The 15,013-nt window shown below is 47.1% G+C and carries 11 protein-coding genes; all 11 read left to right on the forward strand.

Annotated features, from left to right (window positions below):
- Positions 1-134: 134 nt before the first annotated feature.
- On the forward strand, positions 135-881 hold the full coding sequence (locus tag BIW15_RS08185) for a gamma-glutamyl-gamma-aminobutyrate hydrolase family protein (RefSeq protein WP_005464627.1): 747 nt from the start codon (positions 135-137) through the stop codon (positions 879-881).
- Positions 882-899: 18 nt separating this feature from the next.
- On the forward strand, positions 900-1,457 hold the full coding sequence (gene puuR / locus BIW15_RS08190) for an HTH-type transcriptional regulator PuuR (protein WP_015296870.1): 558 nt from the start codon (positions 900-902) through the stop codon (positions 1,455-1,457).
- Positions 1,458-1,492: 35 nt separating this feature from the next.
- Positions 1,493-2,977, forward strand: a complete 1,485-nt coding sequence (locus tag BIW15_RS08195; protein WP_005500355.1) for an aldehyde dehydrogenase — start codon at positions 1,493-1,495, stop codon at positions 2,975-2,977.
- Positions 2,978-3,014: 37 nt separating this feature from the next.
- Positions 3,015-4,292 carry an FAD-binding oxidoreductase gene (locus tag BIW15_RS08200; RefSeq protein ID WP_077280807.1) on the forward strand — a complete coding sequence of 426 codons (1,278 nt, stop codon included), beginning with the start codon at positions 3,015-3,017 and terminating at the stop codon, positions 4,290-4,292.
- Positions 4,293-4,309: 17 nt separating this feature from the next.
- On the forward strand, positions 4,310-5,176 hold the full coding sequence (aguB, locus tag BIW15_RS08205) for an N-carbamoylputrescine amidase (RefSeq protein ID WP_024700978.1): 867 nt from the start codon (positions 4,310-4,312) through the stop codon (positions 5,174-5,176).
- Positions 5,177-5,188: 12 nt separating this feature from the next.
- Positions 5,189-6,271 (forward strand): agmatine deiminase, encoded by a 1,083-nt coding sequence (aguA, locus tag BIW15_RS08210; RefSeq protein WP_023623462.1) that lies wholly within the window; start codon positions 5,189-5,191, stop codon positions 6,269-6,271.
- 54 nt (positions 6,272-6,325) lie between these two features.
- A complete protein-coding gene (locus tag BIW15_RS08215; protein WP_179115248.1) occupies positions 6,326-7,753 on the forward strand; it encodes an NAD-dependent succinate-semialdehyde dehydrogenase in 1,428 nt (475 codons plus the stop codon).
- Positions 7,754-7,767: 14 nt separating this feature from the next.
- On the forward strand, positions 7,768-9,039 hold the full coding sequence (gene gabT / locus BIW15_RS08220; protein WP_029846328.1) for a 4-aminobutyrate--2-oxoglutarate transaminase: 1,272 nt from the start codon (positions 7,768-7,770) through the stop codon (positions 9,037-9,039).
- Between the two features lie 263 nt (positions 9,040-9,302).
- Positions 9,303-10,319: a manganese-dependent inorganic pyrophosphatase gene (locus BIW15_RS08225; protein ID WP_005477846.1), complete on the forward strand. Its 1,017-nt coding sequence runs from the start codon at positions 9,303-9,305 to the stop codon at positions 10,317-10,319.
- Between the two features lie 352 nt (positions 10,320-10,671).
- A complete protein-coding gene (locus BIW15_RS08230; protein WP_077280811.1) occupies positions 10,672-12,180 on the forward strand; it encodes an EAL domain-containing protein in 1,509 nt (502 codons plus the stop codon).
- Between the two features lie 557 nt (positions 12,181-12,737).
- On the forward strand, positions 12,738-14,903 hold the full coding sequence (locus tag BIW15_RS08240; protein ID WP_256856980.1) for an Ig-like domain-containing protein: 2,166 nt from the start codon (positions 12,738-12,740) through the stop codon (positions 14,901-14,903).
- The last annotated feature ends 110 nt before the right edge of the window (positions 14,904-15,013 follow it).

A 15,013-nucleotide genomic window follows, 5' to 3' on the forward strand; every position in this document is an offset into this window, starting at 1 on the left:
GAGCATAAATATTCAATTTAGTGGCCTAAATAGTGCGTTAGATCACGTTGTGACGATAATAACGAATATCCGTGTTGATAATTTTGTACATGGTTTGTAGGGTAAATGTTAAATAAATCGAACACGGAAATGTCATGTCAGGAACACGCAAACCCATCATTGGTGTGGTTAGCTGCACTAAAGAGTTAGGTGGCTATCAGATACAAGCGGTCAACGACTTTTACTTACGCGCCGTTAAGGATTTTGGAGGGCTACCGATTATGTTAGCTCCAGAAATGTCGGGAGACGACGTAGCCACCATATTAGACATGTGTGATGGCTTCCTATTTCCTGGTAGTCATTCGAATGTTGCTCCGCATCGATACAATGCAACACATGAAGAAAGCCATAAAGATGAAGCGCGTGATGAACTATCACTGACGTTAATTCGTCACGCGGTAGACCAAAACATTCCGTGCCTTGGTATCTGTCGCGGTTTCCAAGAGATGAATGTTGCACTAGGCGGCTCATTAAACCCAGCCGTTCACGACTCAGGCTTTAATGATCATCGCGAAGCGACTGTTGAAGATTTCGAACAAAAATACGCGCCCGCTCATGCGGTATTAGTGCAAAAGCAGAGTTTGTTTGAACAATGGTTGGTACAAAATCACTGGGAAAATACCACCTTTTTTGAAGTGAACACGCTGCACAATCAAGGCGTCGATCAGCTTGCTCCTCAACTGCAAGTTGAAGCTAAAGCCCCGGATGGCCTAGTAGAAGCATTTAGTCTTCCGCAACAAAAATTTTTCGTTGGCGTGCAGTGGCACCCAGAATGGAAAGCAAAAAACAATCATTTCTCTCAAATTTTATTCAATGAATTTATGATGGCAGCCTCTCGTTAAACGTTTGGAGCTGCATGAATGGACAATCATGAGATTGGTAAAAATATTGTTCAGTTACGTAAAAAACATGGATTGTCACAAAGGGAATTAGCCGAACGCGCTGGTATTACCCACAGTGCAATCTCGTCCATTGAAAATGGCAAAGTGAGCCCGTCGGTCAGCTCACTACAAAAAATCGTCAACGTATTTTCTTTATCACTGTCGGAGTTTTTCATTTTTGAACAATCTTCGAATGATGAAGTGAAAGTGGTCTTCAAACCGTCAGATCTCGTGGAAATTGGGAGCGAGACGGTATCCATGAAACTAGTGACGAATGGCGACAAAGATCAAGTTATTGGATTCTTGATCGAAGAATACGCACCACATGGAACAACAGGTGCGGCGGAAATCAGACACGAAGGCGAAGAGGTCGGCACGATTTTAGAGGGAGAAATCACTCTAGAGTACAAAGGCCAATCCTACGTCCTTACAGCCGGCGAGTCGTACATTATTGATACGACGAAGCCACATCGATTTACGAATCACACAGACAAGGCTTGTCGATTGATAAGTGCGCATACGCCAACCACATTTTAGTGGGGGCTTGCCTTGTGTGATCACAAGGAGAGCGTATGAAAACCCAAGAGCAATGGATTGAGCTAAAAAACAATCTAAACATCGAAAACAGGGCGTACATTAACGGTGAATACAGTGCCGCTTTAACAGGGCAAACCATCCCGGTAGTTAACCCAGCAACAGACGAGATATTCACCGAAATCGCCCGTTGCCAAAGTGAAGATGTCGACCTCGCGGTATCATACGCTCGCCAAGCATTTCAATCTGGTATCTGGAGTGAAAGCAGCCCAGCTCATCGCAAAGCAGTGCTTAAACAGTTTGCTGACCTGATTGATCAACACCAAGAAGAGTTAGCACTATTAGAAACTCTCGATACTGGTAAACCTATCTCTCACAGCTTCTCTACCGACATTCCTGGCGCGGCGAGTTCTTTGCGCTGGTACGCCGAAGCGATCGACAAAGTGTACGGTGAAGTTGCCCCAACAGAAAAAGACGTACACGCTTTTATTTCTCATCAGCCAATTGGCGTGGTTGCCGCGGTTGTGCCGTGGAACTTCCCACTTTGGCTCGCGTGTTGGAAGCTTGGCCCTGCTTTAGCAGCTGGTAACAGCGTGATCTTAAAACCTTCAGAGAAGTCATCACTGACCGCGATATTCTTAGGCCAGCTTGCATCTCAAGCGGGCTTGCCAACAGGCGTTTTCCAAGTCGTGACGGGTTTTGGTCATGAAGCTGGCGACGCGCTGGCGAAACACCAAGATGTAGACTGCATCGCCTTCACTGGCTCAACGCGCATTGCAGGTCAACTGATGGTCAGCTCGGGTGAGAGCAACCTAAAGCGTGTGTTTGCAGAAGCGGGCGGCAAGAACGCGAATATCGTGTTTGAAGATTGTGATGATTTAGACCGCGCAGCAGCAGAAACCGCTGCAGGGTGTTTCTACAATCAAGGTGAGGTGTGCGTCGCGGCAACCCGCTTGCTTGTTCACGAAAGCATCAAAGATCAGTTCATAGAAAAAGTTATTCAAGCGTCGAAAGCGTTCACGCCAAAAGACCCAATGGACCCAAGTTCATCCATGGGCGCGCTTATCGACCAAGATCATAAATCAAAAGTGTTGGAATACATCTCGTTAGGTGAATCAGAAGGTGCAAACGTACGTTGTGGCGGCGATGTCGATGGGCAGGGCGCATTTGTCTCCCCAACCATTTTAGACAACGTCGACAACAAGATGCGTGTCGCCCAAGAGGAAATTTTTGGTCCGGTGCTGTGTGTCATTCCATTCAAAGATGAAGCGCAAGCAATTGAGATCGCTAACGATTCGAAGTACGGCCTAGGTGCCGCACTTTGGAGTAGCAATATCAACCGCGTTCATCGTGTAGCAAAACGACTGCAAGCCGGCTCGGTTTGGGTCAACAACTACAACGAAGGTGACATGACGGTCCCATTTGGTGGATTCAAAATGAGCGGAAATGGTCGAGATAAGTCTCTCCACGCGATTGAAAAATTCACCGAAACCAAAACCACTTGGATTCGCCTACATCCTTAAGCCTGCTGACGATTACGATAAATAAAGGAATAGTTCTATGAACAAGCATACGGATTCGTTTTACGCGCACTCTGTGCCAAACATGCCGGAATACCCACAACTGCAAGACAACATCGAGTGCGATGTGTGTGTAGTCGGTGCGGGATTCTCTGGTCTTTCTTCTGCGCTGCACCTTGCAGAAAAAGGTTTTAAAGTCGTTGTGTTAGAGAGCGCAAAAGTGGGCTTTGGAGCAACTGGTCGTAACGGTGGCCAAATCGTTAACAGCTACAGCCGAGATGTTGACGTGATTGAAAGCCGTTACGACCAAAACCAAGCTAAAGCTCTGTGCGATATGATTTTTGAAGGCGGCGATATCATCCGTGGCCTGATTGACAAATACGACATCAACTGCGATTACAAGCAAGGCGGCTTGTTCACGGCACTGAACAGTAAACAACTCAAAGGGCTAGAAGAACATAAGAAGAACTGGGAGCGTTACGGCAACGACCAACTGACTCTGCTTGATGCAGGAGAAGTAGAACAAGCTGTAGGCACGAAAGTATACTCTGGCGGTTTGCTGGATATGCGCGGTGGTCATATTCACCCGCTTAAACTGGCATTAGGTGAAGCCGCTGCGTTCATTTCTCTAGGTGGTCAAATCTTTGAGCAGTCGGCGGTCGTGTCGATTGATAAAGGGATTAACCCAGTAGTGAAAACAGCGCAAGGCAGCGTGAAGAGCAAGTACGTGGTACTGGCAGGTAACGCCTACCTTGGTGGTTTGGCACCAAACATCAGCAACAAAGCGATTCCGTGTGGCACGCAAGTGGTAGCGACTCAGCCTTTGAGTGATGAGCAGTTAAAACAAGTGCTAACCAGTGACTACTGCGTTGAAGACTGTAACTACTTGCTTGACTACTTCCGCTTAACCGCCGACAAGCGTTTGTTATTCGGAGGTGGCGTGGTTTACGGCGCACGTGACCCAGAAAACATTGAAGCACTGATCCGTCCGAAGATGGAGAAAGTCTTCCCACAATTGAAAGGCATCAAGATTGATTACACCTGGACGGGTAACTTCTTGCTGACTTACTCACGCATGCCGCAATTTGGCTCGTTTGCAGACAACATTTACTACCTACAAGGCTACAGCGGTCACGGTGTAACGTGTACTCACCTAGCAGGCAAGTTGCTGGCTGAAACCTTGACTGGACACGCAGAACGCTTTGACGCGTTTGCCGCTCTGAAACATTACTCCTTCCCGGGTGGCCGCCACTTCCAAATTCCGTTTACGGCAATGGGCGCGGCTTACTACAACCTACGTGACAAACTGGCGATTTAAGAGATAAGGAATATCCAATGAGCAAAGTAGTGAAATTTGCAGCCCTTCAACTGACGAAAAGCTGGGATCTGGAAGATAACTTAGCCAAAGCAAAAAATGCGATTCGTGAAGCAGCACAAAACGGTGCGAATGTGATTCTTCCTCAAGAGCTGTTCGCTGCTCCTTACTTCTGCAAAAAACAAGAAGCGAAGTATTTCGAGCTCGCAGAAGAGACGGCAAATAGCCACCTTATTCAGGAAATGAGCGCACTGGCGAAAGAACTCGGCGTGGTTATTCCTGTCAGCTACTTTGAAAAAGCGGGCAACACGTTTTTTAACTCGCTAGTGATGATAGATGCCGATGGCACGGTACTAGATAACTACCGCAAGTCACACATTCCTGACGGTCCGGGCTACAGTGAAAAGTACTACTTTAGCCCTGGCGATACCGGTTTCAAAGTGTGGCAAACCAAGTTCGGTAAGTTCGGTGCTGGCATTTGCTGGGACCAATGGTTTCCAGAGCTTGCTCGCAGTTTGGCTCTACACGGCGCGGAAGCGATTTTCTATCCAACTGCAATCGGTTCTGAGCCTCAAGATCCAACACTGGACTCGCGTGATCACTGGCAACGTACAATGCAAGGTCACTCGGCAGCAAACCTCGTTCCAGTGATTGCGTCAAACCGAGTCGGCACTGAAGTCGATGATGGTATCGAGACCACGTTCTACGGCTCATCTTTTATCACTGACCACACCGGTGCAAAAATTGCCGAAGCACCACGTGAAGGTGAAACCATCATTTACGCAGAAATCGATCTCGCTGCGACAGCGAAAGCGCGTCACGCATGGGGCTTGTTCCGCGACCGTCGTCCAGACCTTTACACCAGCGTTGGTAAACTAGCTGTTTAAAGAGGCGTTAATATGAAGTTATCGACAACACCAGCGCAAGATGGCTTCTATTTTCCGGCTGAGTTTCAGCCGGTTAGTGAAGTTTGGCTAGCGTGGCCAGAAAGGAAAGACAACTGGCGTGATGACGCATTACCCGCGCAAGAAACCTTTGCCAGAATCGCGAACTTAATCGCGGAAGTGACCAAGGTGTGCGTGGCGGTATGCTCGCACAACTTTGACCGAGCGCGTCAAATGCTCCATTCAGACGTACGTTTGGTGGAAATCCCATTTAACGATGCGTGGATGCGCGATATTGGACCGACCGTGCTCGTGAATCAGGCGGGCGAGCGCCGTGGGATTAGTTGGCAATTTAACGCGTGGGGCGGCGAATACAACGGGCTTTACGATAACTGGCAGCAGGACGATCTTGTCGCTGGCTCGGTGTGCGACATCATCGGTATAGATTATTACCGCGCTCCGTTTGTACTTGAAGGTGGGGCGATTCACACCGATGGTGAAGGCACCCTTTACACCACAGAAGAGTGCTTACTTAGTCCGGGGCGAAATCCGCAATTGAGCAAAGCGCAAATCGAAGAGCAGTTAAAGGCGTATCTCGGCATCGAAAAAATCATTTGGTTGCCAAATGGTTTATTCAATGACGAAACAGACGGCCATGTTGACAACCTGATGCACGTCATCGCACCGGGTAAGGTGGTACTGAGTTGGACCGATGACCCAAGCGATCCGCAATACGCGTTGTCTCGTCAAGCGGAACAAGTACTGAAATCTCAGCACGATGCGAAAGGGCGCGAGATTGAAATTGTCCGTTTGCCATTACCGGGTCCGTTGCATTATAGCGAGCGCGAAGCCAATGGCATTGACGCCAGTTCAGGAATGAGTCGACAAGCTGGCGAACGCCTAAGTGCCTCTTATGCGAACTTTCTTATCGTCAACGGCCATGTGTTCTTACCGATGTTGGATGAAGACACCGACGCCATTGCGATCGATATTTTGCAAAACGCGATGCCGGAATACCAAATCATCGCGATACCGTCGAGAGAGGTTCTACTGGGCGGAGGGAACATTCACTGCATTACGCAGCAGATCCCTGCTTAAACATATGCTCGCCGCTGACTTTGCGGCGATGATGAGTTGTCAAAAGGAATGACCATGCAACAGATACAAAACCAAAGCCTTGTTTCGTTTATGGTAGCGAACCCACAACAGGGCATTGCAGTGACTAATCCAGCGACCGGAGAGCTTCTCGGGTACGCACCTGTCTCAACCGAGAATGACATTTTAAATGGCATTGAACGTGCCAGTGTCGCGCAGAAAGAATGGGCGGCACTGCCAGCAAAAACGCGCGCTGGTATGCTCAATCGTTGGTTCCAACTCCTGTTAGAAAACAAAGCCGACCTTGGCCGTTTGATGACGTTGGAGCAAGGTAAGCCGCTAGCGGAAGCTCAAGGTGAAGTGCTTTACGGCGCGAGTTTTATCGAATGGTTTGCTGAAGAAGCGAAACGTACCTACGGTGAGACGATTCCTGCGCCGAGTGCAGACAAGCGTTTGGTGACCATCAAACAGCCAATTGGTGTTGCCTGTGCGATTACACCTTGGAACTTCCCAATTGCGATGATCACGCGCAAAGCAGCGCCAGCTTTAGCGGCAGGCTGTAGCTTTGTCGTAAAGCCATCTGAATCTACGCCGCTGTCTGCGTTTGCGGTTGCAGAGCTCGCCTACCAAGCAGGCGTCCCGCGCGATGTACTGCAAGTGGTTCTGGGTGAAAATTCCCGTCAGGTAGGTGCTATCTTCACTTCGCATCCGTTGATTCGTAAGTTGTCTTTCACTGGCTCTACTCAAGTCGGTAGCGTGCTGATGCAGCAAAGCGCGGCTGACATCAAACGTACCTCAATGGAGTTAGGTGGCAACGCGCCATTTATCGTATTCGATGATGCGGATATTGATGCAGCTGTGGCGGGCGCGATGGCGTCGAAATTCCGTAACGCAGGTCAAACGTGTGTGTGTGCGAACCGTTTCTACGTACACAGCAAAGTGTATGACGAGTTCATTGCTAAGTTCGACGCAGCGGTTCAGCAGCTCAACGTCGGTAACGGCTTAGAAGAGGGCGTAAACATCGGCCCTGTGATCAGCGAGTCAGCGAAGCAAGGCATTCAAGCGCTTATCGACGGCGCTATTGAGCAAGGCGCGAAGCCGGTTTCAGCACTCAAAAAGCTCGATGGTCTATTTATGCAGCCAGTGGTTCTCAAAGACGTTACTCACGACATGAAGATTGTCTCTGAGGAAATCTTTGGCCCTGTCGCGCCAGTGATTCGCTTTGACAGTGACGCACAGCTGATCGAAATGGCGAACGACACCATTTACGGTCTTGCGTCGTACTTCTACAGCCAAAACATCCACCGTGTTTGGAAAATCGCAGAAGCGCTCGAATACGGCATGGTCGGCATTAACGAAGGCATGATTTCTACTGAAGTCGCTCCTTTCGGTGGTGTTAAGCAGTCCGGCATCGGACGTGAAGGAGCAAAACAAGGTATCGATGAATACATGGACGTGAAATATCTCTGCTTTGGCGGCAACTAATTAAGGACAAAACAATGACAAACCAACAACTACACGACAGAAGAAGCCAAGTTATCGCTCAAGGCATGGGCGCACTGTACCCACTTTACGTCGAGAAAGCAGAAAACGCTTACGTATGGGATATCGAAGGCAACAAATACATCGACTTTGCAGCGGGCATCGCGGTAACTAACACCGGGCATTCTCACAAACGTATCAGTGAAGCGGTAAAAGCTCAGCTGGACAACTTTTCGCACACGTGTGCGATGGTTACGCCGTATGCGTCATTCGTTGAGCTGGCAGAAAAGCTGACAGAACTTGTACCAGGTGAGACTAAGAAGAAAGCGATTTTTCTAACCACTGGCGCCGAGGCGGTCGAAAACGCTGTGAAAGTAGCGCGCGCTCATACTGGTCGTAGCGGCGTGATAGCGTTCAAAGGCGGCTTTCACGGTCGCACAAATATGACGATGGGGTTAACCGGTAAAGTTGCCCCATATAAAGCAGGCTTTGGTCCTTTCCCGAATGAAATCTACCACGCGCCATACCCAAATGCGTTCCACGGCATCAGTGTGGAGCAAAGCTTACAAGCGATCGACGATCTATTTGCTTGCGATATCGAACCGTCACGCGTTGCGGCGATCATCTTCGAGCCAGTGCAAGGCGAGGGCGGCTTCTACAAAGCACCTGAAGCGTTTGCACAAGGCTTGCGTCAGCTGTGTGATAAGCACGGTATCATGCTGATTGCCGATGAAATCCAAACAGGGTTTGCTCGTACCGGTAAAATGTTTGCCACAGAATACCTAGGCATTGAACCAGACCTAATGACAATGGCGAAAGGCATTGCTGGTGGCTTCCCAATCTCAGCGGTAGTTGGGAAAGCGGATGTGATGGACTCTGCACTGCCTGGTGGTTTAGGTGGTACTTATGCAGGCTCGCCACTTGGTTGTGTTGCTGGTCTTGAAGTGCTGAAAATCATCGAAGAAGAAGATTTGTGTGCTAAAGCGATGGGCATCGGTGAAGTGGTCAATGCTCGCATGACGAAACTGCAACAGTCAGTACCTGCTATCGGTGAAATCCGCACTACTGGTGCAATGATGGCGATTGAGTTTACTGATCCAGAATCAGGCAAACCACTGCAAGAGATGACCAAAGCGGTGATTTCTAAAGCGCAAGAAAACGGCCTTATCCTGCTTTCTTGTGGAGTAAAAGCGAACGTGATTCGCTTGTTGCCGCCGCTAACCATTGAGCCTGAAGTGCTTAGTGAAGGCTTAGATAAGTTGGAAAAAGTGATTCTTGAAGTGGCGTAATTCACGCGCTTTTAAATAGCAATAACAAGTAAAGGAAACGGTTGGCACCAATCGTTTCCTTTTTGTTTTTGGAAAATCGCCTTTCGCTTGTCTAAATGTCCTGTTTAAGTTGTAAGCGGATTCGATAAAAAAGTGTGTATCGACTCGAAAAACGTTTGCGATTCCAAGAATATCGGGTGAATTGGCAACTCGAAAAAATTACATTTGAATCAATGGTCTATGCAGTACCAATAGTAACTTACCACTCACCACTAAGGACTCAAATGAAACGTTCACTACTTGGATTAACCATGATTGCCTCTTTCAGCTGTTTGGCTGAGGGCGCTTTGGATCTCACCACGCTTTCAAACAATAATACCGACAACCTCGTATGGGTTGGACATTTGAGCCCAGACACCGATAGTGCCGTTTCCGTTATCCTTGCGTCACACATCTACGGCGGTGAAGCAGCGTTAACTGGCGAAGCGAACCCAGAAAGTAAGTTTGTGTTTGAATTTTGTGGCATGGACGCGCCAAAAGTGAAGGCGGATTTCTCTTCTCACCACATTGGTTTGGTGGATTTCAACCAATCGACTCAACTTGCAAAATCGGTTGATCCAACTTCCATCGTGGCAATCATCGACCACCACGCGATGGGCAGTTCGCCAATCAGCATGCCGCAAATCGTAACGATGGACATTCGTGCTTGGGGTTCTGCAGCAACAATTCTTACGGCAAATGCCGAGAAGTTAAACGTTAAACTGCCTAAGAATATTGCGTGTGCAGGTTTAGGGGCTATTTTGTCGGACACGGTTGTGTTCCAATCTTCGACTACCACTGAATATGACAAACAGTACGCGCAAAAGCTGGCGGACATTGCAGGCATCAAAGACATCAAAGGTTTTGGTGAACAAATGTTGTTGGCGAAATCGGATCTGAGCCATTTCTCAGCAGAGACGATTTTGACGATGGACTACAAGAACTTTGAATTCGCAGGTAAAAAGGTAGGCATCGGCGTAGCTGAAACGCTCAACGCGCAGCAGTTGATTGACCGAAAACAGGACTTCAACGAAGCCATTCAAGCGTATAAGAAAGCTCAGAATCTTGATTACTTGTTCTTCTCGATCACAGATACCAAGCACAAACGTGCAAACATGCTTTGGGCGGATGATGCAGATAAGAAAGTGCTATCAAAAGCCTTTGATGTGAAAATCGACAATGACATGTTGGTATTGGATGGCGTGACGTCTCGCAAGCGTCAAATTGGTCCTGCAATTCAACAAGCGATTGAATCACTCTAGTGACTAAGCCACACTGAAAATAATGAAAAAACCACCGTTAAAGGTGGTTTTTTCGTTTTTGGCAAGACAGAGTCGGAAATTTAGATTCAACGCAAAAGAGCAGAAGAAAACAGTCTCCCGCTTGCGATAAGCCATTGCGTATATAATAAAGGTCAATTGTTATCATTATTAGCTCATAATCTCATGCGAGAGAGTTGTAAAAGCCAATGTGCAGCAGTAGTCTCAGCAAATAATTGCCGCTCAATCACTTATTCTTTGCGATTGAGAGTCCATCCCCACTTTTCCACTTATTAAAGTGAGATAGTGAACCTGCTTACTGAAAATTGTTCGTGGCAGAACATTAGGAGGAGTTTTGGCTAATAAGACAATAAGAAATGCCATCTTAATAGGGCTAGTCCCCATCATTATTTTTGCTGTCGCTTTTAATGCCTTGTCAAATTTATATGTTGGGCATATCAAAGAGGCGAAAATCGAAACGTTGGTTAAATACTTAAATCAAAGATCCACGTTTTTAGAGAGTGCCATTACCAAACAGATCGCCCAGCTCGACTTCAACTGTCAATCTGATGATATGAAAGTGCTGCGTGACCCTCGTTACTACAACCGCTACATTCGGTTTATTGGCATGACCACGGAAGATGGCGACTCGTGTTCAAGCATAGGGATGCCTGTCTCCAAAATTACGTCATCCAAACGGGTTCCAGTAGATACCAACTTCTATGTTTCCTTGATCTTGCCGGAATACAAAGACCAAGCAGAATGGATGGTAATTTATGACAATCAGCACGTTGAGGTGTTTTGGGTTCTCGATAACAGTTGGGTAAAACAGCTTATTGCTGAGCCGTGTGAAGAATGCTTATTCGTAAAATTTGAATATCACGAGCCTATGTTTGGTGACCTTTCAATCAGTCGCGGCATGCCAAGCATTATTGATGAAGACAATGCGCTGTCGAGCGAGTTTTTCTTCTCTGACGAATCTCAGGCCAACATGCTCATCAAGATTTACAGTGGTGAAGCCTTGGCTGCATACGCGAATCAGCGTCTTTTCGTTTGGGGTGTGCCTGCTACTTTGATTCTTGGGATTGTGTTTGCGCTGTTTTATATCTCAAGTAAAAGCCTAAGAAAGTCTATCAAAGGGCTGATTCAAAACGGCATCAACAACGGCGAATTTATCCCTTACTATCAAGCTATTGTGGATAGCAGAGATGGCCAAACTGTAGGTTATGAAGCGTTGGTGCGTTGGTCAAGACGCGATGGTTTGGTGCCACCTAATATGTTTATTGGCGCCGCAGAAGAGAGCGGATTGATTGTTCCGATGACGAACCAGATGATTCGCAAAATCATCCAAGATCTTGAGTCACTGCCTGAGTCGATTTGGGTGAGTGTCAATATTGTCTCTTCTCATTTAGAAACCGGTTCGTTGACCAAACTGTTGGCAGATTTGAATTGGCCGTGTGCAAACCGAATTCATTTTGAGCTAACAGAAAGAATTCCGGTTAAAGACGTAGAAGCCGCGAAAAAAGAGATTCTCTACCTCACCAACAAAGGTTACAAGTTCAAAATTGATGACTTTGGAACTGGGTATGGTGGCTTTTCTTATTTGCAGGACTTGGGTATTCGCTGCTTGAAAGTGGACAAAATGTTCGTTGATCCAATTGGCTCAGACGACCAAAAACTCAAAGTGTTGGATTCTATTGTGTCTGCGGCGATGAAAGCGGAATGTGAAATGATTGCTGAAGGTGTAGAAAACAGAAAACAGATTGAGTATTTGGCTACGCACAATATCTATTTGATTCAAGGCTATGTGTACGCAAAACCAGAGCCAATCGAGAATATTGCTGAACCAAATCTGGAGGCGTAACTTCTGTTCGTTGATTTTAAAGGTGTCCAATGTGGCACCTTTTTTCTTGCCTATTGTTTACCAGAATATAGGGAAGTCATTAGAGTTGACTCCCAACTCTAAACCGAAAACTTGAGCTGATTTTTATATCACGATGAGACGATCTTGATATTCGGCATATTGTCGAACTGAGCACTTCCCATTACATTTTTTTGCCATCTCATAGATGGTCGTCGAAGTAAATAAACAGAATGTAATTTCTAAATTTATGTATTGTGAGAATCACGATGAGTGAACATGAGTTCGTGTGCTCGTTTGACGAGCAATTAGCGATGGCCAAAAGTGAATTAATTTCAGCGATTACCCGTTATCGAGAAAACATATTGATGAGAGATACTAAAAACAGAGCTGAGTTGGAGGTTGAATTAGAGAAAAAGTTTCATACATACGAAGCGCTAACCAGTCAGCGGTATTGCTGAGTTGTTTGTATTCATAATTTGAATTTTTAATGTTGTCTAATAATAAAAGTTTGAATGTTTGACTCTATGATAAGCAAAAATACTTTTAATAAGATCGCAATGCTATTACTCGTCACGAGTTTGTTTGGTTGTAATAGCGACAGTGGAAGCAGCACTAGCCAACCACCAATGAGCTTGCCAGAAGAAGTATTACCTGACGAGCCAGAAATTGAAGCGCCAATACCGGAGCTGCCAGTGCCTGAGTTTCCTGATATTTCCAAACCGGAAGTTCCTGAAACGCCAGAGGTGACGCCGCCGGAGCCTTCTGAACCCGTTATTCCAGAGCTGCCAGTACCAGACAAAGTGGTGTCTCGTATTGCACTAAACCAAAGCCGTGTGTCGCTTGCAGAGGGTGAGCTGGCGCAGGTGAAAGTCATCGGCTTTTATAACGATGGCACTCAAGACGACCTTACATCACAAGTTGTTTGGAACGTTGAAAATGCTGACATTGTTAACATCGACGAACGCGGTGTGATTACAGCGCTTAAAACAGGTGTTTCGGTCATTCGCGCAGACCTAGATGAGTTCAGTAGCGAAATGACCGTACAGGTTGTGGACGCGAAGTTGACCAACATTTACTTCGATCTGCCACATAAGGCGATTGCCAAAGGGCTAAGCTTTCAAGCGAAAGCTTACGGTGAATATACTGACAAACAAACCCGTGATATTAGCCATCTCGTAGAGTGGGACTCCACAGATTGTAGCGTTGTCATGCCAGGCACAAATGGCATTTTCACCGCACAAGATGAGGGTGACGCGGATATCTATGCCGAGCTTGATGGCTTAACCAGTACGCATGGTTCTATTACTGTCACGCCTGCGGTATTAGTGAGTATGGACATTTCGTCAACCGCACTGGAAATGCCGTTGGGCACACATAAGCCTTTGGTGGTCATGGGAACGTTGAGCGATGGTGAACAAGTCGACCTCACCCGAGGCATCACTTGGCACGCCGATAACGATGTGGTTGAGATTGTCGACAACGTTGTGAAAGCCAAACATAAAGGAACAGCGTTGGTGACGGCTGCGTTAGATGGTGTGCAAAGCGAGCCAATACAAGTGCAGGTGACCGATGCAATCCTAACAAATATTGAAGTGACAACGAATGCGTCGAGCGTGGCAAAAGGCAACTCGACCCAGCTGTCTGCACAAGGAGTTTATAGCGATGAAAGCCGCGTTGAGTTGACCGAACAGGTTGCTTGGTGGGTTGATAATCAAGATGTTCTACAACTAGAAGGCGCTCGCGTTAAAGGTCTTGCGGTAGGGCAGGCAATGGTTTACGCCACCAAAGATGCGATCACCAGTGCACCATTGCAAATTCAAGTAACGAATGCGGTATTAGAAAAAATCCATGTTCATCCTAGTGAAATCACTCTAGAGGAAAAGAACGTCCAGCGATTTTATGCCTACGGTGAATATAGCGATGAAACCACTCAGGATGTAACGCATCGAGTGACATGGCGAAGCAGTAATAAAGCGGTTTTAGATTTGATTGCTGGTGGGCTCTCAAATAGTGCTCAGCTTGGTTCGGTCACCATTTCAGCTTCCCTCGGGGAGTTAAAAGGCATCTCTGAGGTCAAGGTTGTTGAGGCGGAAGAAAAAGAGTCTGCCATCTCTATTTGCCCACAGCCTCGTTCAGGAGAAGGAAGCGCGGAAGCGTGTTTGATGGTAGCGAGTGATGAAGATGGTCGCCTATTTACCGCACCACCATCAGTGAAGCTCATGAACAAACTAGGCTATGAGCTTGTTAAACCTTTGAGCTACGACGCGACAAAACCAAAAACTTACGTTGGCATCAAAACAGAAGACGGTACACGCGGCCCTGTGGGTGACTTTGCGATGTTCAACCAATACGGACGTGATCGCGCAGGCTTAACCAGCCAATACGCAAACTGGTGTCATGATTTGTCTGCAAGAAACTTTGCTGGTCGTGACAACTGGCGTCGTGCCACTCGCAATGAGTTGTTTAGCTTGTATCGTGCATCACGAGGCAGTGTTTGGGACGGGACTGAAAGCATCTATGAAGAAGACAAAGATGGCGGAGGTTTTGGTTGGCCAGCAAACTCGGAATATTGGTCTACTTCGCTAATGGATTTACCGCATCATGAGGGCGTCGTGTATGACATCATTAACCTGCATCGAGGTCGAGCGCAGTTGGTGATGGATGCTCGAGACCCGGCTTATGCTTCCTGCGTGTCTGACGCGCCTGGCGTTCCTCTTAAGTAATTGAAAGTTAGTGAAAGTAAGTGAATAGGCTCCTTCGGGAGCTTATTTTTTATCTCATCAGCATCGCTTGACTTCACTTATTAGCCGCGTAGCATCGATGTACGTCAATA

It is taken from the genome of Vibrio sp. SALL6, assembly GCF_002002385.1.
GTDB classification, from domain to species: domain Bacteria; phylum Pseudomonadota; class Gammaproteobacteria; order Enterobacterales; family Vibrionaceae; genus Vibrio; species Vibrio parahaemolyticus.

What these genes read in the sequence shown, in the direction of transcription:
- BIW15_RS08225 (WP_005477846.1), top strand. Translation starts at nt 9,303, where the DNA reads ATGAAACGTTCACTACTTGGATTAACCATGATTGCCTCTTTCAGCTGT.
- BIW15_RS08185 (WP_005464627.1), top strand. Translation starts at nt 135, where the DNA reads ATGTCAGGAACACGCAAACCCATCATTGGTGTGGTTAGCTGCACTAAA.
- BIW15_RS08195 (WP_005500355.1), top strand. Translation starts at nt 1,493, where the DNA reads ATGAAAACCCAAGAGCAATGGATTGAGCTAAAAAACAATCTAAACATC.
- BIW15_RS08215 (WP_179115248.1), top strand. Translation starts at nt 6,326, where the DNA reads ATGCAACAGATACAAAACCAAAGCCTTGTTTCGTTTATGGTAGCGAAC.
- aguA (WP_023623462.1), top strand. Translation starts at nt 5,189, where the DNA reads ATGAAGTTATCGACAACACCAGCGCAAGATGGCTTCTATTTTCCGGCT.
- gabT (WP_029846328.1), top strand. Translation starts at nt 7,768, where the DNA reads ATGACAAACCAACAACTACACGACAGAAGAAGCCAAGTTATCGCTCAA.
- BIW15_RS08200 (WP_077280807.1), top strand. Translation starts at nt 3,015, where the DNA reads ATGAACAAGCATACGGATTCGTTTTACGCGCACTCTGTGCCAAACATG.
- BIW15_RS08240 (WP_256856980.1), top strand. Translation starts at nt 12,738, where the DNA reads ATGCTATTACTCGTCACGAGTTTGTTTGGTTGTAATAGCGACAGTGGA.
- puuR (WP_015296870.1), top strand. Translation starts at nt 900, where the DNA reads ATGGACAATCATGAGATTGGTAAAAATATTGTTCAGTTACGTAAAAAA.
- aguB (WP_024700978.1), top strand. Translation starts at nt 4,310, where the DNA reads ATGAGCAAAGTAGTGAAATTTGCAGCCCTTCAACTGACGAAAAGCTGG.